The 20,581-nt window shown below is 62.8% G+C and carries 17 protein-coding genes and 2 tRNA genes; 5 read left to right on the top strand and 14 right to left on the bottom strand.

Annotation, left to right across the window (positions count from 1 at the left end; all coding sequences use genetic code 11):
• Positions 1-188: 188 nt before the first annotated feature.
• From KFO72_RS02140 to def, 9 genes are all read right to left on the bottom strand, one after another.
• A tRNA-Phe gene (locus KFO72_RS02140) sits at positions 189-264 on the bottom strand.
• Between the two features lie 72 nt (positions 265-336).
• The gene (esaR, locus tag KFO72_RS02135) at positions 337-1,026 is read right to left on the bottom strand and encodes a response regulator transcription factor EsaR (RefSeq protein ID WP_054929400.1); all 690 of its coding nucleotides are present in this window, start codon (positions 1,024-1,026) and stop codon (positions 337-339) included.
• Positions 1,027-3,450 (bottom strand): sensor histidine kinase, encoded by a 2,424-nt coding sequence (locus KFO72_RS02130; protein ID WP_224101685.1) that lies wholly within the window; start codon positions 3,448-3,450, stop codon positions 1,027-1,029.
• Complete coding sequence (locus KFO72_RS02125; RefSeq protein WP_054929436.1) at positions 3,440-4,030, bottom strand: DUF4390 domain-containing protein; 591 nt, start codon at positions 4,028-4,030, stop codon at positions 3,440-3,442. The genes KFO72_RS02130 and KFO72_RS02125 overlap by 11 nt, the downstream gene beginning before the upstream one ends.
• Complete coding sequence (gene rsmB / locus KFO72_RS02120; protein ID WP_225031281.1) at positions 4,027-5,448, bottom strand: 16S rRNA (cytosine(967)-C(5))-methyltransferase RsmB; 1,422 nt, start codon at positions 5,446-5,448, stop codon at positions 4,027-4,029. The genes KFO72_RS02125 and rsmB overlap by 4 nt, the downstream gene beginning before the upstream one ends.
• A gap of 181 nt (positions 5,449-5,629) precedes the next feature.
• On the bottom strand, positions 5,630-6,487 hold the full coding sequence (gene htpX / locus KFO72_RS02115) for a zinc metalloprotease HtpX (protein WP_060599452.1): 858 nt from the start codon (positions 6,485-6,487) through the stop codon (positions 5,630-5,632).
• A 104-nt stretch (positions 6,488-6,591) separates the two neighbouring features.
• Positions 6,592-7,242, bottom strand: coding sequence for a LysE family translocator (locus KFO72_RS02110; protein ID WP_225031280.1), 651 nt, complete (start codon positions 7,240-7,242; stop codon positions 6,592-6,594).
• Positions 7,243-7,342: 100 nt separating this feature from the next.
• Positions 7,343-8,326: a methionyl-tRNA formyltransferase gene (gene fmt / locus KFO72_RS02105; protein WP_225031279.1), complete on the bottom strand. Its 984-nt coding sequence runs from the start codon at positions 8,324-8,326 to the stop codon at positions 7,343-7,345.
• Positions 8,327-8,357: 31 nt separating this feature from the next.
• The gene (gene def / locus KFO72_RS02100) at positions 8,358-8,861 is read right to left on the bottom strand and encodes a peptide deformylase (protein ID WP_054929395.1); all 504 of its coding nucleotides are present in this window, start codon (positions 8,859-8,861) and stop codon (positions 8,358-8,360) included.
• Positions 8,862-9,116: 255 nt separating this feature from the next.
• Between def and dprA the strand changes: the two genes are divergently transcribed.
• The 3 genes from dprA (at position 9,117) to KFO72_RS02085 (ending at position 13,691) form a co-directional block, all read left to right on the top strand.
• Positions 9,117-10,295 carry a DNA-processing protein DprA gene (dprA, locus tag KFO72_RS02095; RefSeq protein WP_224101680.1) on the top strand — a complete coding sequence of 393 codons (1,179 nt, stop codon included), beginning with the start codon at positions 9,117-9,119 and terminating at the stop codon, positions 10,293-10,295.
• A gap of 54 nt (positions 10,296-10,349) precedes the next feature.
• On the top strand, positions 10,350-10,727 hold the full coding sequence (locus tag KFO72_RS02090) for a thioredoxin family protein (protein WP_054929394.1): 378 nt from the start codon (positions 10,350-10,352) through the stop codon (positions 10,725-10,727).
• A gap of 306 nt (positions 10,728-11,033) precedes the next feature.
• Positions 11,034-13,691: a DNA topoisomerase III gene (locus KFO72_RS02085; protein WP_225031278.1), complete on the top strand. Its 2,658-nt coding sequence runs from the start codon at positions 11,034-11,036 to the stop codon at positions 13,689-13,691.
• A 114-nt stretch (positions 13,692-13,805) separates the two neighbouring features.
• Here KFO72_RS02085 and KFO72_RS02080 read toward each other — a convergent pair whose 3' ends face one another.
• Positions 13,806-14,900, bottom strand: a complete 1,095-nt coding sequence (locus KFO72_RS02080) for a LysR family transcriptional regulator (protein ID WP_054929392.1) — start codon at positions 14,898-14,900, stop codon at positions 13,806-13,808.
• Between the two features lie 332 nt (positions 14,901-15,232).
• Positions 15,233-17,089 carry a phosphoenolpyruvate carboxykinase (GTP) gene (locus KFO72_RS02075; protein ID WP_225031277.1) on the bottom strand — a complete coding sequence of 619 codons (1,857 nt, stop codon included), beginning with the start codon at positions 17,087-17,089 and terminating at the stop codon, positions 15,233-15,235.
• Positions 17,090-17,438: 349 nt separating this feature from the next.
• Here KFO72_RS02075 and KFO72_RS02070 point away from each other — a divergent pair, with 349 nt between their 5' ends.
• A complete protein-coding gene (locus tag KFO72_RS02070) occupies positions 17,439-18,452 on the top strand; it encodes a D-2-hydroxyacid dehydrogenase family protein (protein WP_225031276.1) in 1,014 nt (337 codons plus the stop codon).
• Between the two features lie 49 nt (positions 18,453-18,501).
• On the opposite strand, the gene KFO72_RS02065 is transcribed toward KFO72_RS02070, so the two are convergent.
• The gene (locus tag KFO72_RS02065; RefSeq protein ID WP_225031275.1) at positions 18,502-19,368 is read right to left on the bottom strand and encodes a patatin-like phospholipase family protein; all 867 of its coding nucleotides are present in this window, start codon (positions 19,366-19,368) and stop codon (positions 18,502-18,504) included.
• Between the two features lie 54 nt (positions 19,369-19,422).
• Positions 19,423-19,827 carry a PaaI family thioesterase gene (locus tag KFO72_RS02060; RefSeq protein WP_035987232.1) on the bottom strand — a complete coding sequence of 135 codons (405 nt, stop codon included), beginning with the start codon at positions 19,825-19,827 and terminating at the stop codon, positions 19,423-19,425.
• Between the two features lie 212 nt (positions 19,828-20,039).
• On the opposite strand from KFO72_RS02060, the gene KFO72_RS02055 reads away from it, so the two are divergent.
• Positions 20,040-20,115, top strand: a tRNA-Lys gene (locus KFO72_RS02055).
• A gap of 75 nt (positions 20,116-20,190) precedes the next feature.
• Here the strand turns inward: KFO72_RS02055 and KFO72_RS02050 are convergent.
• On the bottom strand, positions 20,191-20,460 hold the full coding sequence (locus KFO72_RS02050) for a DUF4148 domain-containing protein (RefSeq protein ID WP_225031274.1): 270 nt from the start codon (positions 20,458-20,460) through the stop codon (positions 20,191-20,193).
• Between the last annotated feature and the right edge of the window lie 121 nt (positions 20,461-20,581).

Genomic DNA, 20,581 nt, shown 5'->3' with positions numbered 1-20,581 from the left:
TGCCTTGGACCTGAAACGAAAAAGGACTTGCGAAGAACATGCGGCAAGTCCTTGATACAGCGGGATTTTATCATGCGCAGCCGAGGCCTGCTCGCGGCCGCTGCGCCGCTCATCCCACGCCGCGAACGACATCTCGCCCGCAAATAGGAAAAGCCCCAGGAATCTTGCGATTTCCTGGGGCTGAATCCTGGTGGCCTGGGGCGGAATCGAACCACCGACACGCGGATTTTCAATCCGCTGCTCTACCAACTGAGCTACCGGGCCAACGAAGAAGCGAGAGTATAGCAAGCACTTTTGCCTTTCTCAAGCCCCTCCCGAAAAAAACTTGAAGCGCGCTTATTCGCCCTTGTTCTTGCCGAGATCGACGCCGAGCTGCTTGAGCTTGCGATACAAATGCGTCCGCTCCAGCCCCGTCTTTTCGGCGACGCGCGTCATGCTGCCGTTCTCGCGCGCGAGGTGATACTCGAAGTACGCGCGCTCGAATGCATCGCGGGCATCGCGCAGCGGAATGTCGAATGAAATCGATGCCGTCTGCGCGGACAGCACGCCGCCGCTCAGGCTGTCCGCCGACATGATGGGCAGCGCAGCCGCCGATGCCACCGCCGACGCATTCGTCGCCATCGCCGGCTTCGCTGCCATGCCGCCCGCCGCAGGCGCCGCGCTGCCGCGCGCGAGTCCCTGCTCGACGGCCTTCAGCAGCTTCTGCAGCGCGATCGGCTTTTCAAGAAAGTTGAGCGCGCCGATCTTGGTTGCTTCGACCGCCGTATCGATGGTCGCGTGACCCGACATCATGATGACGGGCATCGTGAGTAGCGCTTGCGCGGCCCACTCCTTGAGCAACGTCACGCCATCGGTATCGGGCATCCAGATGTCGAGCAGCACCAGATCGGGTGCCAGGCGTTGCCGGTAGTCGCGCGCCTCCTGCGCGTTCTCCGCGACCTCCACGACATGCCCTTCGTCGCTCAGGATCTCCGAGAGCAATTCCCGGATGCCCATTTCATCATCTACCACCAGGATGGTTGCCATTTAAGCTGCCCTTGTCTGCACTGTTGCTTTTGTCTTTCCCTGCGATGCACCGCCACTGCCGTGCACCGCCTGCGGCCCGCTTCCGGGCGCCGCAGCCTTGTTGTCTGCGAGTTGTAGGAAGAGGATCGAAATTTGCGCGCCTTCGATCACATCGCCCGCTTTCAGGCGATTGCGAATGTCGATTCGTGCGCCGTGTTCATCGACGATCTTCTTGACCATGGCAAGTCCAAGACCTGTTCCTTTGGCCTTGGTCGTCACGTAAGGTTCGAACGCACGCGTGAGGATGCGCGCGGGGAAGCCCGGACCGTTGTCCGACACGGTCAATCGCACCGCGACGCTCACTTTGCCCTCTGCGTCGGGATCGCCATATTCTACTGTCCTCGTCTCGAGCAACACACGCGGTTGCCCGATATCGGCGACAGCGTCCTGCGCGTTCTGCAGCAGGTTATGGATCACCTGACGCAATTGCGTCGCGTCACCGCGTATAACGGGCAAGTCCGCCAATTCGACGACAATCGGGCTCTTGCCTTCTTCGATTCCGTACAACGTCAGCACTTCGCTGACCAGTTCGTTCAGTTGCAGATTCGAAAGCACGGCAGGCGGCGTGCGCGCATAGTCGCGGAAATCGTCGACCATCTGCTTCATCGCGGCGACCTGATTCACGATTGTAGTGGCACCGCGTTTCAATACGTCTGCATCCGATGGCGAGAGCTTGTCAGTAAGCTTCATCTGCAAGCGTTCTGCCGAAAGTTGGATCGGCGTCAGCGGATTCTTGATCTCGTGCGCAAGACGCCGCGCGACTTCGCCCCATGCGATCGAACGTTGCGCGGAGATCACGTCGGAAATATCGTCGAACACGACGACGTACCCGGACGTCTCTTCATCGTCGCTCTCGTTGCCCGCCGCCGACACGAGCCGCGCGCCGCGCACCAGCAGCGTCAGCGGATCGGTTTCGCCCGGAATCTGCAGCGCCATCTGCTGCTGCCAGTGCCCTGTGTCACCCTGAGCGCCGCCGCCAGCCGCTTCGAGATCCGCGAACGCCTTGCGCACCATCGCGCCGAATTCGCTCAGCACGCTGATGCGATCCAGCGACGAACCGAACAGCGACGCGAACGGCTGACGGAAGATACGCTCCGCGCCGCGATTGGCCGTCGTCAAGCGGAACTGGCGGTCGAACACGAACACCCCCGCTGTCAGATTCGCAAGAATGCTTTCGAGGTACGCCTTCGAATGTTCGAGCGCAACGCGGTTCGCCTCGACGGCCGCGCGCGCCTCCGACAACTGCCGCGTCATCGCGTTGAACGACTGCGTGAGGAAGCCGAGTTCGTCGCGCGACTTGATTTCGCGCTTCGGCGTGTAGTCGCCTTCCGTCACTTCCTTCGTGCCTTGCGCGAGCAGGAACAATGGCCGCGCGAGCTGATTGCCGAGCGCGAGCGCAAGCATCATCGCGATGAAGGTCGCGAGAAACAGCGCGAGCGTGAGCGTGCCGATGTACATCTTGCGCAAGCCCGTGCGCCCGAGCGCTTTCTCCTGATACTCGCGATACGCGCGCTGCACGGCATCCGCGTTGCGCGCCAATGATTGCGACACGGGTTGCGTAAGTTGCAGGAAGCGCTCGGTTGGCTGCAACTGGGTGGCGTTGGCGTCCGGGATGCGCTGCACGATGCGCAGACGCAAGGCGCCCTTGGCGCCGCGTGCTTTCGGATCGCCATCCACTTCGCCTTCGATCGATGCAAAGCCGCGGCCACGAGCCTGCTCGATCATGATCGGTGTGGGCAGATCGCTGGGCACCAGCGACGCGTAATTGCCGGTCGCCTGCGCGACCACATGCATTTCCGGCGTCGGGCCCGACATACTGCGCGACGGCTCGACGATCGTCGCATCCTGCACGCCGAACTGATCGCGCAAACGCAGCAGCGTGAGCGTCGTGCCGGCGGAGTCCGCGCTCGCGAGCTGCTCGGCCATCAGGCGGCCTTTGGTTTGCAGATCGGACAGCGACGCGTCGAGCATGCCGCGCCCGAGATTCAGCCCGGAGGTCAACGCCGTTTCGACATTCACGTCGAACCACGACTCGATACTGCGCGACACGAACTGATACGACACGATGTAGATGATGCCGCCCGGCACCACGCCGACGAGCGCGAAGAAGAACGCGAGCTTCGCCAGCAGTCTCGTGCCGAACTTGCCCTTGCGTAATCGCGTGACGATGATGACGACGAGCACGGCGACGATCAACATGAAGATCAGCGCGACGGCGACGTTGGCCGCATAGAGCCAGCCGTAGTAGCGATCGAAGAACTCGGTATTCGCGCTCGCCGCTGCGAGCAGCACGAGCAGCAGGACAGCCGTGACAGCCACCGTCGATACCAGCAGCCGCAGGACGAGGCTGCCGACACTGGTGGCGCGGCGCACTTTATTTAGCACGTTCGGTCACCGTGAAGGTAAAGCGCTTCCAGTCGGAAGCAAGATTCCAGTCGCGGTTGTTGACCGCGTCGATCTGGAACGGCTTGGGCATCAATGCGATATCGAGCTGCATGCGCACCGATGCAGTGTACGTTTCTCCCGCATGGACCTGATTGCGATCGATCACATGCCACGACGTGACATGCTTGATGACGGCCAGCGCCTCGTTCAGCGAAGCGAAGCCGAGCTGCAAACCGCCCGTCGACACGCGGTACTCGCGCGTAAGCGGCTGGAAAGAAAGCCGGATGCTTTGCGAAACGCTCACCGGCTGTTCGTCGAACCAGTACCAGCGGGGCCGGCTCAGTTCGAAGTCCGTCGTGAAGTAAACCGGTATGCCTTTGTTGACGGCGTCTTCGAGATTGCTGTTCAGCTCGAACTCGAAACGCGCATCGAGGCTCCAGCCGCTGCCGTCGGATTGCAGGGACGCGCGCTGCACGGCGATCGTTTCGGCTCGCGCCGGCCCGGCTGCCGTCAGGCAAAGGGCCAGCGCAATCCAGAGCGCGGCCACGAGCCGTAGCGGAAGAAAGCGTTTGATGATCACCGTTTCTGAAAGCGCGCGTAGAAGAATCCGTCGTGGTCTAAGCTCGAACCAGTGCTTTGTCCGGCGCGGGAACCAGCCGATACGTCGGCGGGCGCGCGGGCGACTGCAGGGAGCAGTTGCCCCGGCGCGTCCAATCGTACCGCATCCACGTGCCGGTTTCCAAACCACTGAGCCTGCAACTCGCCTTCTTCGGGAAAGATCGAGCAGGTAACGTACAGCAACTCGCCACCCGTTTTGACGAGCGGCCACAGCGCTTCGAGAATGCGGCGCTGTTCTTCGACGAGCGCGGGAATGTCCGACGCGCGGCGCAGCCAGCGAATATCCGGATGCCGGCGCACGATGCCCGAAGCCGAGCAGGGCACGTCGGCGAGAATGCGATCGAAGGGCCGATCGGCGGGGTCGTGCCATTGCGCAGGATTGCCTGCATCGCCGACCCGCACATGCGCGTGCAGACCCAAACGCTGCAGGTTTTCGCCGATGCGTCGCGCGCGCGTCGCATCGCTTTCGAGCGCGATCAGATCGAGGTCGGCGAGTTCGAGCAGATGTCCCGTCTTGCCGCCGGGCGCCGCGCAGGCATCCAGCACGCGCATGCCGTCGCGCACGCCGAGCCACTGCGCGGCGAGTTGCGCGCCTGCGTCCTGCACCGAGACGACGCCTTCGCTGAAACCGGGAATGCGGTCGACGGGCATTGGCGTGTCGAGACGCACGGCATGGTCGCCCGCCTGCGTCGCGGCAATCTGATGCTCGCGCAACGTTTGCAGGTAGGCTTCGACCGTGGACTGGCGCGCGTTCACACGCAGCGTCAGCGGACCCTGGCTGTTGCCCGCGGCGAGCATCTCCTGCCATGTATCGGGCCATGCGGTGCGTACGGCGTCGATCCACCAGACAGGGTAATTCCAGCGAGCGACGGGATCGTTTTGCGCATCGGCTAGCAATGCTTCGCGCTCGCGCAAGAAGTTGCGCAGCACGGCGTTGACCAGACCCTTCGCAAACGCGACCTCGCGCCGCGCGCCAATCGCGTCCACGGCCTGATCGACGACCGTGAACGGCGCATAGGCTGCGTTGCTCTCTTCATCGGCCAGCAATGCGAGCGCGCACGCGAGCACATGCGCGATATGCGGGGGCGGTGCCTTGCGCACGAGTTTCGCGACCAGCCACTCGGCCGTGCCGAGCCGGCGCATCGTCCGGTACGCGATGTCCTGCACGGCCCCACGCGATGCCGTCGCGACGCTCTCTGGCAACGACACGAAGATCGCCTGCAACGCGGCCGGCAAGGCCGCGCCCTGGCGAACCGCGCCCACGGCTTGCGCCGCGCAGTCGAGCGCGAAGCCGAGGGATTCGGGCGCGAGATGCAGCGCCGGCGGACGGGAGTCGCGCGAACGCTGTGGCGCTGCAGACTTGAAAGGCTTTCGGGTCATGAAGAAGCGGAAAACGGGCGCGCACGGAAAGTGTCGCGCAAACGCCACATTGTAGCGTGACGCGCGTCGCGGCCCGGTGGCACAAGACCGTGCGATGCGAATCTGAAAGGAAAAAGGGGCGAGTCGAACTCGCCCCTTTGCGATGCTGCCGCGAAAGTCCGGCCGCTACCGGCCGGCGCGCTTAGTCGAAGCGTCCCGTACGCGCCATTTCCATCAGACGCGCAATGCGCTCCTCGGTGGCCGGGTGCGTCGAGAACAGGTTCGCGATGCCGCCGCCGGACAACGGATTCATGATCATCATCTGCGCTGTGGCCGGGTGCGCCTCGGCCGTCGGAAACGGGATGCCGTTCGCATAGCGGTGGATCTTGTCCAACGCCGACGCAAGTGCTTGCGGATCGCCCGAAATCTGCGCGCCGCCGCGGTCCGCTTCGAACTCACGCGCGCGGGAAATCGCCATCTGGATCAGCGCGCCCGCGATAGGCGCAAGCAACGCGACGGCGATACTCGCGATGGGATTCGACGGGCGGCCGTTCTCGTCGCGTCCGCCGAAGAACATCGCGAAATTGGCGAGCGCCGAGATCGCGCCAGCCATCGTGGCCGAAATGGTCGAGATCAGAATGTCGCGGTGCTTCACATGCGCCAGTTCGTGCGCCATCACGCCGCGCATTTCACGCTCGGACAGCACCCGCAGAATGCCCGTCGTCGCGGCGACGGCTGCGTGCTCCGGATTGCGGCCCGTCGCGAAGGCATTCGGCTGGTCTTCGTCGATCAGGTAGACGCGCGGCATCGGCAGGCCGGCGCGCGTCGAGAGTTCGCGCACCATCCGGTAGAACTGCGGCGCACTCGTTTCGTCGACTTCCTGCGCGTTGTACATACGCAGAACCATCTTGTCCGAAAACCAGTACGAGAAGAAATTCATCCCGAGCGCGATCAGCAACGCGAGCATCATGCCGCGCTGGCCGCCGATCATGCCGCCGATCACGATGAAGAGTGCCGTGATCGCGGCCATCAGCATCGCGGTTTTCACCCAGTTGAACATTTCAAAGACTCCTTGCCCGCCACGCGGTTCTATATCCGTGCCGCCTTTTCGCGGCGAATGATTGTAAGCAATCTGTTAGATAGGGGCGAGCGTGAAAAATTCAATCACCGCGTTGCTGTGGCAAGCCTGATTCCAAGCCCGACGAACGCACTGCCCACCGTGCGGTCCAGCCATTTCTTGACGCCGGGCTTGCCGGAGAAGCGGCGCGTGACGCTGCCCGCAACCCACGCAACAAAGCTGTTCCACGCCATGCTCATGACGACGAACACGACGCCGAGCGTGAGAAACGAAAGGATCTTGTGGTTGCTGTCGGCGCTCACGAATTGTGGAAAGAACGACACGAAGAACAGCACAACCTTCGGATTCAACACATTGGTCCAGAAACCTTGCATGAAAAGTTGGCGCAACGACTTCGGCGCGCCGGGCGCGCGCCTCATTCTGGTCAAGCCCGTGGCCTGGCTGGCTTCGGGCTTGACCAGGATGAGACGCACGCCCAGATACACGAGATAAATCGCGCCGACGAACTTGATCACCGTGAAGGCCGTGGCCGATGCAGCCAGCAGCGCGGTCAGCCCGAACGCGCACGCGAGCGAGTGCACGCAGCACCCGGCCGAAATGCCGAGCGCCGACATCAGCCCCGCGCCGCGCCCCTGCGCAACGCTTCGGCCGACGATGTAAGCCGTGTCGGGACCGGGCGTGACGTTGAGCAGAAAGACAGCAACGACGAAAAACTCGAAATGGGTGATGCCGAACATGAAATCCTCTTCAGGCGGAGTTGCACCGAAGATTCTAACGCGCCGCGCGAACGCGGCGCGCCCTGGCCGAACGGCAGATAGTGCGACGAGGCGAACGCCGTTATTGTGATTGTGCGAGGTCGAACCGCTGGCCCGTGGCCAGCGTCGAGCCGGCCAGGAAATCGCGTACCGGCAGGCGTTTGCCGCCCGGTTTCTGCAGTTGCGTGATGCGCAACGCGCCGTCGCCGCATGCCACGACAACGCCGTCGGGCGATACACCGACAACCGTGCCGGGTTCGGCCCGGCTCGGGGCGTCGATCGCCTCGGCGGACCAGATTTTGATCACCGTGCCGTCGAGCGTCGCCGCGCCGCCGGGGAACGGGTCGAACGCGCGAACCTGGCGCGCCAGTTCGGCCGCCGGGCGTCGCCAGTCGAGCGCCGCTTCCTGCTTGCCGATCTTCTCCGCGTAGGTTGCACCGTCGGCAGGCTGAGGCGTCGCGGCGAGCTTGCCGCTGCGCTCCAGTTCGATCAGCGCGTCGACGATCAGCTTTGCGCCCGCTTCGGCGAGGCGGTCGTGCAACGTAGCCGTCGTGTCGGTGTCGTGGATCGGCGTGCGAACCTCGGAAATCATCGCGCCCGTGTCGAGGCCCGCGTCCATCTGCATCAGCGTGATGCCCGTTTCGGTGTCGCCCGCTTCGATTGCGCGGTGAATCGGCGCCGCGCCGCGCCAGCGCGGCAGCAATGAAGCGTGAATGTTGATGCACCCATGCGGCGCAATGTCGAGCACTTCCTGCGGCAGCAGCAGGCCGTAGGCGGCCACCACCATCACGTCGTGCGGCGTGGCGCGTAGCTGGTCGATAGCGGCCGTGGCTTCGGCCGGGAAATTGCCGTTACGGCGCAGCGAAGGCGGCTGCGCGACCTCGATGCCGTGCTCCTGCGCGTAACGCTTGACCGGGCTTGCCTGCAATTTCATGCCGCGGCCTGCCGGACGGTCGGGCTGGGTCAGGACGAGCGGCACGGGAAAACCGGCCTCGTGGATCGCGGCGAGCGCCGCGGCGGCGAATTCCGGCGTGCCGGCGAAGATGACGCGCAACGAATGACTCATGTGCTGATGGCGGAAGCGGTCGGAAAGCGCGTCACATCGCGTGCGCGAGCTTTTTCATCTTGCTCTTGATGCGCGTTTGCTTGAGCGGCGACAGATACTCGACGAACACCTTGCCCATCAGGTGATCCATTTCGTGCTGGATGCAGACGGCGAGCAGCCCTTCGCAATCCAGCTCGAAGCTTTCGCCCTTCTCGTTCAGCGCACGCACGCGCACTTTCTCGGCCCGTTCGACGTTGTCGTAGATACCCGGCACCGAGAGACAACCCTCTTCGTGAATCTCTCGCTCGTCGCTCGACCAGATGATCTCCGGGTTGATGAACGCGCGCAGTTCGTCGTGCGCATCGGATACGTCGATCACGATCACGCGTTCGTGCACGTCCACCTGCGTCGCGGCGAGCCCTACGCCGGGCGCGGCGTACATCGTCTCGGCCATGTCGGCGACGAGCTTGCGGATACGGTCATCGACCTTGTCGACCGGCTTCGCGATCTTGTGCAGACGCTTGTCCGGGTAGTTGAGGATGTTGAGTAAAGCCATGGTCCTGAAATTGATTGGGCGCCGACGCAGTTGTACAAGTCGCGCGATTGGCCATTCGGCCAGGTTGTTCGCCAGGCGCGACACGCACAGGATAGATAGTGGCCGAACCGTGTTGATTCAACGCCAGTTCGATGTTCGAGCGCATGTCCGCAGGCTCGCGCGGGCGCGGCACAGCAGTGGTTTCGGAATATTTCGGATGATGAAAATTTTAGCATGGCGACTGAAAGGCTGGTTGCCGTGCGCGAGGACACAGCCATGCAGACGCTTCCCCTGACTGACCAGGAACTCGCCGCCTGGTTGCGGCTTTCGACGGCGCCGGGTCTGAACCCGGCCGCCCTGCGCCGCTTGCTCGCCGCCTTCGGGCTACCCGAAGCCGTGCTGTCCCAGACGTTCGCGGCGCTCGCCGAAGTCACCAATGAAGCCACCGCCCGGGCCGCGCTCGCGCCGCCGCCAGCGGACTTTCCCGCGCAGCTCGACGCGGTGCGGGCGTGGCGCGAGCCGCCCGGCAATGTGCTCGTCACGCTCGACGATCCCGCCTATCCGCCCCTGTTGCTGACCATGCCCGATCCACCGCCGCTGCTATATGTAAAGGGCCGGGTCGAACTGCTGCACGCGCGCAGCATCGCGGTAGTCGGCAGCCGCAGCGCGACGCCGCAAGGTATCGAAGACGCGACCCGTTTCGCTCGCGCCTTTTCGGACGCCGGGGTGACCGTGGTGTCGGGGCTTGCGTCCGGCGTCGATGGCGCGGCGCATCGCGGCGCGCTTCAAGGGCGCGGCAGCACGGTTGCCGTCATCGGCACGGGCGCGGATCTCGTCTATCCCGGCTCGCATCACGCTCTCGCGCACCAGATTGCCGGACACGGCGCGCTCGTGTCGGAATGGCCGCTTGGCACACCCGCCCGGTCCGCCAATTTCCCGCAGCGTAACCGGCTGATCGCGGGGCTCGTCGGCGGCGTACTGGTCGTCGAGGCGGCGATGCGCTCTGGCTCGCTGATTACGGCACGGTTCGCGAACGAGATGGGGCGCGACGTGTTCGCGATTCCGGGTTCCATCCATGCGCCGCTCGCGCGCGGCTGCCATCGGATGATCAAACAGGGCGCGAAACTCGTCGAAACGCCGGAAGATGTGCTGGAAGAACTCGGCTTTGCCACTCCGCCGCCGCCCGCACCCACGCAGGCACCCCGGCTGCGGGCAGTCGCGAAGCCGTCTCAGGCCGGGGACGGCACCCCGCCAGAAAGCGGCACGCCGGTGCCGCCGGAGGCCCGCCGCCTGCTCGATGCGCTCGGCCACGCGCCCGCCACGCTTGAAATCCTGGCCGAACGCACCGACATGGACGACACCTTGCTGCAAAGCACGCTGCTGCGGCTCGAACTGGCGGGAGAACTCTGTGCGCTACCCGGCGGCCGGTACGTCCGCGCGGCGCGCAACGGGTGACGCCTCGTGCTACATTCGCGCCAAATAACCCATGCAATACCGAAGGAAACCGCCATGCCCGCGCTGAACCTGGACACCGACGCGAAACGGATCGCCGAGCTCGTGACTGACAGCGAGACGCTTTTCGTTGCATGTTTGTGTGCGGAATGGTGCGGGACCTGTCGCGAGTACCGCACCGCGTTCGACACGCTTGCGGACAGGCATCCTGACATCTGCTTCGCATGGATCGATATCGAGACTCACGCCGACCGTTTCGACGACCTTGACGTTGAGAATTTCCCCACAATTCTTATAGAAGACGGCGTGACTACCCGTTTTTTCGGAACGGTCTTGCCTCAGGCGTCGATTGTCGAGCGGATGCTGGTCGATCTGACCGCGCTGCCCGGCGTCAAGGGCGCGCCGAAAATGCGCCCCGCTCTGCTCGAAGCCTGAGCTGGCCGTGAAACGCCGGGATTGTCCCGGCCCCGTTTTGCAGACTTGTCACGGGCGCGGAACGGCGCCTGCAAGGAATCGTTGCGCAAAACGGGAAAAGCGGCACGGGACGGACGCGAAACCGCCGTCAGGAGCGGCCGTCACACGCTTGCCCAATTGATCTGGGCGCAATTAAGTTCACCCGCTTTTTTGGGCCCACCGGTTGCCGTTGCGGCGGCGTGTGCTATAAAGCGGTCGTTAATGGGTGCCAAACCCGGGTTGGAAAACCCGAGGTCCCAACCCGAATCCACCAATTTATTTTCAGTCATGTCCAAAGCACTGATCATCGCCGAAAAGCCATCCGTCGCGAACGACATCGCGCGGGCTTTGGGCGGTTTTACCAAGCATGACGAGTACTTCGAAAGCGACGATTTCGTCCTTTCGTCGGCGGTCGGCCATCTCGTCGAGATCGCTGCGCCGGAAGAATATGAAGTCAAACGGGGCAAATGGAGTTTCGCCAATCTCCCCGTTATTCCGCCGCATTTCGATCTGCATCCAATCGCGAAAAGCGAGTCGCGGCTGAAAGTCCTGAACAGGCTGATCAAGCGCAAAGACGTCGATCGCCTGATCAACGCATGTGACGCGGGGCGCGAGGGCGAGCTTATTTTTCGCCTGATCGCGCAGCACGCAAAAGCGAAGCAGCCGGTACAGCGCCTGTGGCTGCAGTCGATGACGCCCGCCGCGATCCGCGACGGCTTCGCGCAACTGCGCAGCGACCACGACATGCAGCCGCTCGCGGATGCCGCACGCTGCCGCTCGGAAGCGGACTGGCTGGTGGGCATCAACGGCACGCGTGCGATGACCGCGTTCAACAGCAAGGGCGGCGGCTTCTTCCTGACCACCGTCGGCCGCGTCCAGACGCCGACGCTGTCGATCGTCGTCGAGCGCGAAGAGAAGATTCGCCGCTTCGTGCCGCGCGACTATTGGGAAGTGAAGGCGGAATTCGTCTGTGCGGCGGGCTTCTACGAAGGCCGCTGGTTCGACCCGAAGTTCAAGAAAGACGAGTTCGATCCGGAGAAGCGCGATTCGCGCCTCTGGAGCCTGCCGGCTGCCGAAACGATCGTCGCCGCCTGTCGCGGCCAGACGGGCATCGTGACGGAAGAATCGAAGCCGTCGACGCAACTGTCGCCCGCGCTCTTCGACCTCACCAGTCTGCAGCGCGAAGCCAACGGACGTTTCGGCTTTTCGGCCAAGAACACGCTCGGGCTCGCCCAGGCGCTGTACGAAAAGCACAAGGTGCTGACCTATCCCCGTACCGACGCGCGCGCGTTGCCGGAAGACTACCAGGAGACGGTCAAGCACACGCTGGAAATGCTCAAGGAGAGCAACAACTATCTTCCTTACGCGAAGCAGGTGCTCGACAAGGGCTGGGTGAAGCCGAACAAGCGCATCTTCGACAATTCGAAGATCAGTGATCACTTCGCTATCATCCCGACGCTGCAAGCGCCCAAGGCGCTCTCCGAACCCGAGCAGAAGCTGTACGACCTCGTCGTCAAGCGCTTCCTCGCGGTGTTCTTCCCGGCTGCCGAGTTCCGCGTGACCACGCGTATCACGGAAGTCGTCGGCCATCATTTCAAGACCGAAGGCAAGGTGCTCGTCGAGCCGGGCTGGCTGCAGATCTATGGCCGCGAGACGGCCGGCGAGGACGCGAATCTCGTCCCCGTTCAGAAGGGCGAGAAGGTCAAGACGGACAAGATCGCCGCGCAGCAACTCGTGACGAAACCGCCCGCACGCTACAACGAAGCAACGCTGCTGTCGGCGATGGAAGGCGCGGGCAAACTCGTCGAAGACGACGAACTGCGCGAGGCCATGGCGGCAAAGGGTCTCGGCACGCCGGCTACGCGCGCGGCCATCATCGAAGGTCTGCTCGGCGAAAAGTATCTGGTCCGCGAAGGGCGCGAACTGATTCCGACCGCAAAGGCTTTCCAGTTGATGACGCTGCTGCGCGGCCTCGACGTGAAGGAACTGACCGCGCCGGAACTGACGGGCGAATGGGAATACAAGCTGTCGCAAATGGAGCGCGGCAAGCTGCCGCGCGACGCGTTCATGCAGGAAATCGCCCGCATGACGCAGACCATCGTGAAGCGCGCGAAGGAGTACGACTCCGATACGATTCCCGGCGACTACGCGACGCTGCAAACGCCTTGCCCCAATTGCGGCGGCCAGGTGAAGGAAAACTACCGGCGCTTCGCCTGCACGAAGTGCGAGTTCTCGATCTCCAAGATTCCGGGCGGCCGGCAGTTCGAGATCGAGGAAGTCGAAGAGCTCTTGCAGAAGAAGCAAATCGGTCCGCTTTCCGGTTTTCGCAGCAAGATGGGCCGTCCGTTTTCGGCGATCCTCAAGCTCTCGTTCGACGACGAAACGAAGAACTACAAGCTCGAGTTCGACTTCGGCCAGGATCAGGGCGGCGAAGACGGCGAGGCGCCGGACTTCTCCGAGCAAACGCCCGTCGGCGCGTGTCCGAAGTGCGGCGGCAAGGTGTTCGAGCACGGCATGAGCTATGTCTGCGAGAACTCGGTTGCGAATCCCAAGACCTGCGACTTCCGTTCTGGCAAGGTGATCCTGCAGCAGGAAATCGCGCGCGAGCAGATGGCGAAACTGCTGGAGGACGGCCGAACCGACCTGCTGACGAACTTCAAGTCCTCGCGCACGGGCCGCAACTTCAAGGCATTCCTGGTGAAGCAGAGCGACGGCAAGATCGGCTTCGAGTTCGAAAAGAAGGAACCGAAGGAAGGCGCAGCGAAGAAGACGGCTGCGAAGTCCGCAGCCAAGGCGGCGCCCGAGTCCGAGAACGACGAAGCGGCGAACGAAGCACCGGCCAGAAAGGTCGCGGCGAAGACGGCTGCAGCCAAGAAAGCGCCTGCAAAGAAGGCCGCCACCAAGACGACGGCGGCGAAGACCGCCGCTCGCAAGACGGGTTCGTAAAGCTGCCTGCGCGCGTAGCTACAGACGCACGCAAGCAAGCGCATAGCAAAAAGCGCAGTCACCTAATGGTGACTGCGCTTTTTTATCGTCTATCCGGAACGCCGCCGGGTCGCGTCAATGCGTCGGCGAAACGATGCCGCGGGAACGGTTCAGCGTGCGCGTGGCCGGCTTGGCCGGAGGAATTTCGCCGTCCAGCAGGCTCGACAGCGGCTCGGCGCCGTCGAACGCCTCGGGTGGCATCGACATGGCCGTCGATTCGAGCATCGACGGCGCGCGCTCCACGCCGTCCTTCACCCATTGTTCGCCAAGCTTGCTGTTCGGCGTCTGGTTGAAATGCTCGACGAGGTGGTCGATGAACGTGCGGACCTTTGCGGGCAAATGCCGCCGGCTCGGATACGCGATGTTGATCTCGACCTGCGGCAGACGGTAGTCGCTCAGGAGCCGCACCAGCTTGCCGCGCGTCGTGTCGCGTCCGATCAGATAGCTCGGCAGGATGGCGATGCCCATGCCGAGCAACGCGAACTGACGCAGCATTTCCGTATTGTTGGCGACGATCACGTTCGTCGGCCGCACACGCACTTCACCGTCCGGGCCGGTAAACACCCGCTCGTCGCCCCAGTATTCGGACGGCAGCGACAGGCAAGGATGCTCCAGAAGCTGTTCAGGCCGCGTCGGCGTGCCGTGCTTCTCCAGATACGCCGGAGTCGCGCAGACGGTCATGCAGCCCGTCGTGAGCCGCCGCGTGACGATACTTGCGCTGCGCATATGCCGCGCGATCACGACGCCGACATCGAAGCCTTCTTCGACGAGATCGACCTGCCGGTCCACCAGCGTCACATCGGGAATCACCTTCGGATAGCGCTCAGCGTACGTCTGAAGCACGGGCGCAAGGTTATGCAAACCGAACACGACTGGCGCGACGATGCGTAGCGTGCCGACAGGCTCGTGATTCCGCGCGACGACCATTTGCTCGACGTCTTCGAGTTCGTCGAGAATCTGCCGGGCGCGTTCCAGATAAACCTGACCGGATTCGGTCAGCGAGAGACTACGTGTGGTGCGATTCAGCAGTCGGGTACCGAGGCGACCTTCCAGATCAGCAACGTGACGGGTGGCGACTGCGTTTGAAATATCCATCGCGCTAGCCGCGCGGGCGAAACTTCCGAGATCCGCCACTTTGACGAAAACTCGCATCGACTGCAAATGATCCATGGACAACTCCTGCCGTATTACCGCTCCCCCGCGAACAGGAAGCACATTTGGGATTTTCCTACGACTAGGGAAATCCTGCAGAAGTTGCCTAAGAAAGCAGAAATTTTATGAAAATTTGAGTCAATATCTTAAGGGACGGAATAGCACAAGGTCTATTGTTCCCATTGTCGAAACAGTTTGCTGCATCGCGTCGGAATCGCACCGGTAGCTCGAACAGCGAAAGCGACGCGTCGGTAGCAGAATGGGGGTCGAAAGGTGGCGCCAAAATGGCCGAAATGACGAAAAAGCCGCCCGGAGGCGGCTTCGTCGTTGGTTAGTGAATGCTCACGACATCATGCGGCCAGCTTCTTCTCCAGCGCATTCCGCGTATCTTGCAGTGCCACAGGCAAGCCGTGCTTCAGCGTGTCGAACAATTCGCTATGCAATGCGAGTTCCTTGCGCCACGCGGCATCATCGACGGAAATGACCTGTTCGAACTGCTGCCGGGTGAAGTCGAGCCCGCTCCAGTCGATGTCTTCGTAGCGCGGCGAGACGCCAAATGCATGCTCCTCGCCCTGCGCCTTGCCTTCGATCCGGCCGATCATCCAGCGCAGCACGCGCATGTTTTCACCGAAACCCGGCCACACGAACTTGCCGTCGTCGCCCTTGCGGAACCAGTTGACGCAGAAAATCTTCGGCGTGCGCGCGCTCATCTGCTCCAGTTTTGCGCCCGTCTCGAGCCAGTGGCCGAAGTAGTCGCTCATGTTGTAGCCGCAGAACGGCAGCATCGCGAATGGATCGCGCCGCACGACGCCTTGCTGGCCGGCTGCGGCTGCCGTCGTTTCCGAGCCCATCGTCGCGGCCATGTAGACGCCTTCGACCCAGTCGCGCGCTTGCGTCACGAGCGGCACGGTCGTCGAGCGGCGACCGCCGAAGACGAACGCGTCGATCGGCACGCCAGCCGGATTCTCCCAATCGGCGTCGATCGACGGGCATTGCGAGGCGGGCGCCGTGAAGCGCGCGTTCGGGTGCGCGGCCTTGCGCCCCGTTTCCTTCGCGATTGCGGGCGTCCAGTCCTTGCCCTGCCAGTCGATCAGATGCGCGGGCGGCTCGTCCGTCATGCCTTCCCACCAGACGTCGCCGTCGTCGGTCAACGCGACGTTCGTGAAGATCACGTTTTCCTTCAGCGTCGCCATTGCATTGAAGTTGGTCTTTTCGCTCGTGCCGGGGGCCACGCCGAAATAGCCCGCCTCCGGGTTGATCGCGTAGAGCCGGCCGTCCTTGCCGGGCTTGATCCACGCGATGTCGTCGCCGATCGTGGTGATCTTCCAGCCGTCCATGCCCTGCGGCGGGATCAGCATCGCGAAATTGGTCTTGCCGCACGCCGACGGGAACGCCGCCGCGACGTGGTGCTTCTTGCCTTCCGGCGACGTCACGCCGAGCACCAGCATGTGTTCGGCGAGCCAGCCTTCGTCGCGGCCCATCGTCGACGCGATGCGCAGCGCGAAACACTTCTTGCCGAGCAGCGCGTTGCCCCCGTAGCCCGAGCCGTAGCTCCAGATTTCACGCGATTCGGGGAAATGAACGATGTACTTCGTCTCGTTGCAAGGCCACGCGACGTCTTTCTGGCCCGCCGCGAGCGGCGCGCCGACGGAATGCACGCACGGTACGAATTCGCCGTCCTCGCCGAGCACGTCGTACACCTTGCGGCCCATGCGCGTCATGATCCGCATGTTCGTGACGACGTATGGGCTATCGCTCAACTCGACGCCGATATGCGCGATCGGCGAACCGAGCGGGCCCATCGAGAACGGCACGACGTACATCGTGCGGCCGCGCATTGCGCCGTCGAACAGGCCGTCGAGCGTCGCGCGCATCTCGGCGGGCGCGATCCAGTTGTTGGTGGGGCCTGCATCGTCGCGATGCTCGGAACAGATGAACGTGCGATCCTCGACACGCGCGACGTCGGAAGGATCGGAACACGCGAGATAGGAATTGGGCCGTTTGGCCGGGTTGAGTTTCTTGAGGGTGCCCGCCGCGACCATCTGCGCGCTCAGACGGTCATATTCCTCCTGCGACCCGTCGCACCAGACGATCCGCTCCGGTTTTGCCAGGGCGGCCACACGCTGCACCCACTCGATCAGTTTTTGATGTTTGACCCAGGCAGGCGCTTCGAGGGTCGAATGGCCTGCAAATGCGGGATGATTCATCGAGCTGTCTCCGTTTTGGTAGAAAAAGAAAAACGGTGCTAGCCCAGCGACGCTGCAAGCGAGAGGCGATAATCGGCGCGAAGTGTTCGAAGACGCGCGATCCAGCAGTCGTAAGGGCCTTCCAGCCTGTCGCCGGCACGTTGAAACCGTCTGTAAAGCGGCTTGCGTGGACATGCAACAAACTGTTAAAAACGAGGGAACTTGCCTAGCCGTCGTGGCTCCGTCATAGCGGCTCCTTGTACGGTAAGGCATTCACAATAAGCATCATGTGGTCCAGGTCACATGATGGGACACCCGAACAAGCTCTCCGTTCCGCACCCGCATGGTGCGTCGCAAAACCATATACGCCATGAAGATTGCCATCCTTGACGATTATCAAGACGCCGTCCGCAAGCTCGACTGTTTCCAAATGCTCGCCGACCACGAGGTCAAGGTTTTCAACAACACCGTTCGCGGTCTGGGCCAACTCGCCAGCCGTCTGTCGGAAGTCGACGCGCTGGTCCTGATTCGCGAACGCACCCGCATCAGCTCGCAACTGCTCGACAAGCTTCCGCATCTGCGCATGATCAGCCAGACAGGCCGAGCAGGAAACCATATCGACATCGCCGCCTGTACCGAGCGCGGCATTGCCGTGCTCGAAGGCGTTGGCTCGCCGATCGCGCCCGCCGAGCTGACGTGGGCCCTAATCATGGCCGCGCAGCGCCGCATTCCGCAATACGTGGCAAACCTTAAGCAAGGCGCCTGGCAGCAGTCCGGCCTGAAGACTTCGGCGCTGCCGCCGAACTTCGGTCTCGGCCAGGTGCTGCGTGGACAGATGCTCGGCATCTGGGGCTACGGCAAGATCGGCCGGCTGGTGGCGGGTTATGGCAAGGCGTTCGGGATGAACGTGTTGATCTGGGGCCGCGAGCACACCCGCGAAGCGGCGCTCGCCGACGGCTATCAGGTCGCGGAAAGCCGCGAGGCGCTGTTCGAGCAGAGCGACGTGCTGTCGCTGCATTTGCGCATGCACGACGACACGCGCGGTATCGTCAAACAGGACGATCTGATGCGCATGAAGCCGACCGCGCTGTTCGTCAACACGAGCCGCGCCGAGCTGCTCGAAGAGAACGCGTTGATCGGCGCGCTGTCGCACAACCGGCCGGGCATGGTGGCGATCGACGTCTACGAAAGCGAGCCGATCCTGCAAGGCTACAGCCTGCTGCGCATGGAAAACGTGATCTGCTCGCCGCATATCGGCTACGTCGAGAAGGAAAGCTACGAGCTTTATTTCAGCGCGGCGTTCAAGAACATTCTCACGTTCGATCAGGGCGATACGTCGAGCGTCGCGAATCCGGAAGCGCTGCAAGGCGGACGCCGCCGGTAAGTGAGCGCGCGCGGCCCTGCGCGGGCCGCAGCGCCGTTAAGTACGCGTTTCAGTCGTGCGCGGCGGCGTCGAGTAGTTCAGGCACGCGTTGTAGAAACTGCTCGCCGTCCACACGGCCGAGGTTGTAAGCGTGCTGCATCTGCGACGGGCTCGTGTAGTCCCAGCTCGAAATCGGTACTTTGCGCGACGGCTGCACGTACAGCCGCTGTTGCGTGCCGTGCGGCACCACGAACATCTGCGGACGCGGATAGATACGCGTCACCATCACCAGCACATTGCCGGGCGCCGGATCGAGCGCGCCGACGGGCACATTGTCGACCATCCCGCCATCCAGCACGGGATGCCCGTTGCGCCGCAGGACAGGCGTGAACGGCGGCGTACACGATGACTGGAGGATCAGGTCGGCGAGTTCTTCGACGCTCGCGCAATCCTGCGCGCGGACGAATTCCGGATGAAAGCCTAAGGACTGGCCGAGCGTGGGATGCAGCGTCTTGCGGATGTATTTTTCGATGTTGTAGGCAATCAGCCCGGCCGCGACGGCGCTGCGCGCGCCCAGCCAGCGCGGCACGTGCGACACGCCGATGCGGATTTCCGGCGCCTTCGCCAGTTGCGCAAACTTTTCGCCGTAGATATCGAGCAGCGCCTGCCGGTAGATCCGGTAGTGTGGAAACACCGATTCGCCGCGCAGCAGATTGCCCCAGTACGCGTTCTTCGTGTTGTTGCGCAGGGCGGTCTCGTAATAGCGCATCACCCAATCGGCGTCGCGCGTGTACAGCATGCAGGCCGTGGCCGCGCCCGCGGAAATGCCCGTGATCACGCGCGGCTTGATAGCCAGTTCCGGCTGGACTACATCCCAGAATCCTGCTTGCCACCAGCAGCGATTGCCGCCGCCTGCGAATACGACCTGATCGAACATCCGTTGCTTCCTTCGATTGCTACGGCGCCGTTCGCGCCGTCGACGAACACGCGCTTAGTTGAGCAGCGCGTAAGTGGTGGTGGCGTGAACGGCCATCTTGCCGTCGTCGTCGGTCAGTTCGACTTCGCCGAACACGAGATTGCGGCCCATGCGCAGCACGCGCGCGGTGATCACCACGTCGCCTTTGCGAACGGCCCGCATGAAGCTGATATTCAGCGACACGGTGGTCATTGGTTTGAACCCGCCGAGCGCCGCTGAGATGGCGACGACCATCGCCGTATCGGCGGCTGCCATGAAGACCTGACCGCAGATCACGCCGCCGCTGTGGCGAAGCTCGCCGGAAAAGGGCAAGCGCAGCGTCGCGCTTTCATCGTCGACTTTGACGGGCGTGAGCGACAACGCGCGTACCCATGGCGCGAGCACACGATCCAGCAGTTCACGGACTTCGGTTTCGTCCATCATGATTTCCCGTTGAGGCCGCGCGGAAGACCGCGAGGCAAGGTGTCGCGACATGATACCGGGACGAACGCCCGTGCGCTTCGATGGTGCTTTCGGTGGATTCTGGCGGTTCGGTTCTGTCTGGGGGAGCCTGGTGCCGAATCTTTTTTTAAGAAAATGGCGAGATGCACTTGCCAAGCAAGAAAAACTCCTGCATAATTTCGCTTCTGTTGGGGGCGTTAGCTCAGTTGGTAGAGCAGCGGACTCTTAATCCGTAGGTCGAGTGTTCGAGTCACTCACGCCCCACCAAAGAATTCGAAGGCCGGTCAAGCGAAAGCTGACCGGCCTTTTTGTTTTCCCCGCGCCGCCGCGCGCCCAACATCTTCAATTCCCAGGCACGGCCGCATCCGAAGCCGCCTTGGCCATCTTGTTCGCGCGTTCCGCTTTGGCGAGCGCCTGCTTCTTCAAATAGTCGACCGTGCCTTGAAACGCCGGGCTGACATCGGGATACGAAGCGTCCGTGACGAAGTTCAAGCCATTCTGTTGCGCCTCGATCAACTCCTGATACACCTCTGCGCGGGTCTTGCCTTGCGCGAAGACATTCGTCGAACCGAGTGCAGCGACGGAGACGGCCAGCAATGCGAGCATCTTCATTTCCAACTCCTTTGAAAACGTGCGGTACGCACAATGACGAACCACGCGACGCCGCAATCTATTCCCGCCTGCAAGCCAAAAAAATAAATATGGATGTCTAACCATTGAACGAAAATAAAAA

The organism is Paraburkholderia sp. XV (assembly GCF_020177535.1).
Taxonomy (GTDB): domain Bacteria; phylum Pseudomonadota; class Gammaproteobacteria; order Burkholderiales; family Burkholderiaceae; genus Paraburkholderia; species Paraburkholderia caribensis.
The sequence above is the reverse complement of the archived record's forward strand: the minus strand, read 5'-3'. Positions and strand labels throughout refer to the sequence as shown.

Coding starts and splice junctions, on each gene's coding strand:
- rsmB (WP_225031281.1), bottom strand. CDS start 5,448: ATGACCCGAAAGCCTTTCAAGTCTGCAGCGCCACAGCGTTCGCGCGAC.
- KFO72_RS02050 (WP_225031274.1), bottom strand. CDS start 20,460: ATGAAGATGCTCGCATTGCTGGCCGTCTCCGTCGCTGCACTCGGTTCG.
- KFO72_RS02075 (WP_225031277.1), bottom strand. CDS start 17,089: ATGAATCATCCCGCATTTGCAGGCCATTCGACCCTCGAAGCGCCTGCC.
- esaR (WP_054929400.1), bottom strand. CDS start 1,026: ATGGCAACCATCCTGGTGGTAGATGATGAAATGGGCATCCGGGAATTG.
- KFO72_RS02070 (WP_225031276.1), top strand. CDS start 17,439: ATGAAGATTGCCATCCTTGACGATTATCAAGACGCCGTCCGCAAGCTC.
- KFO72_RS02065 (WP_225031275.1), bottom strand. CDS start 19,368: ATGTTCGATCAGGTCGTATTCGCAGGCGGCGGCAATCGCTGCTGGTGG.
- KFO72_RS02080 (WP_054929392.1), bottom strand. CDS start 14,900: ATGGATCATTTGCAGTCGATGCGAGTTTTCGTCAAAGTGGCGGATCTC.
- dprA (WP_224101680.1), top strand. CDS start 9,117: ATGCAGACGCTTCCCCTGACTGACCAGGAACTCGCCGCCTGGTTGCGG.
- fmt (WP_225031279.1), bottom strand. CDS start 8,326: ATGAGTCATTCGTTGCGCGTCATCTTCGCCGGCACGCCGGAATTCGCC.
- KFO72_RS02090 (WP_054929394.1), top strand. CDS start 10,350: ATGCCCGCGCTGAACCTGGACACCGACGCGAAACGGATCGCCGAGCTC.
- htpX (WP_060599452.1), bottom strand. CDS start 6,487: ATGTTCAACTGGGTGAAAACCGCGATGCTGATGGCCGCGATCACGGCA.
- KFO72_RS02060 (WP_035987232.1), bottom strand. CDS start 19,827: ATGGACGAAACCGAAGTCCGTGAACTGCTGGATCGTGTGCTCGCGCCA.
- def (WP_054929395.1), bottom strand. CDS start 8,861: ATGGCTTTACTCAACATCCTCAACTACCCGGACAAGCGTCTGCACAAG.
- KFO72_RS02085 (WP_225031278.1), top strand. CDS start 11,034: ATGTCCAAAGCACTGATCATCGCCGAAAAGCCATCCGTCGCGAACGAC.
- KFO72_RS02110 (WP_225031280.1), bottom strand. CDS start 7,242: ATGTTCGGCATCACCCATTTCGAGTTTTTCGTCGTTGCTGTCTTTCTG.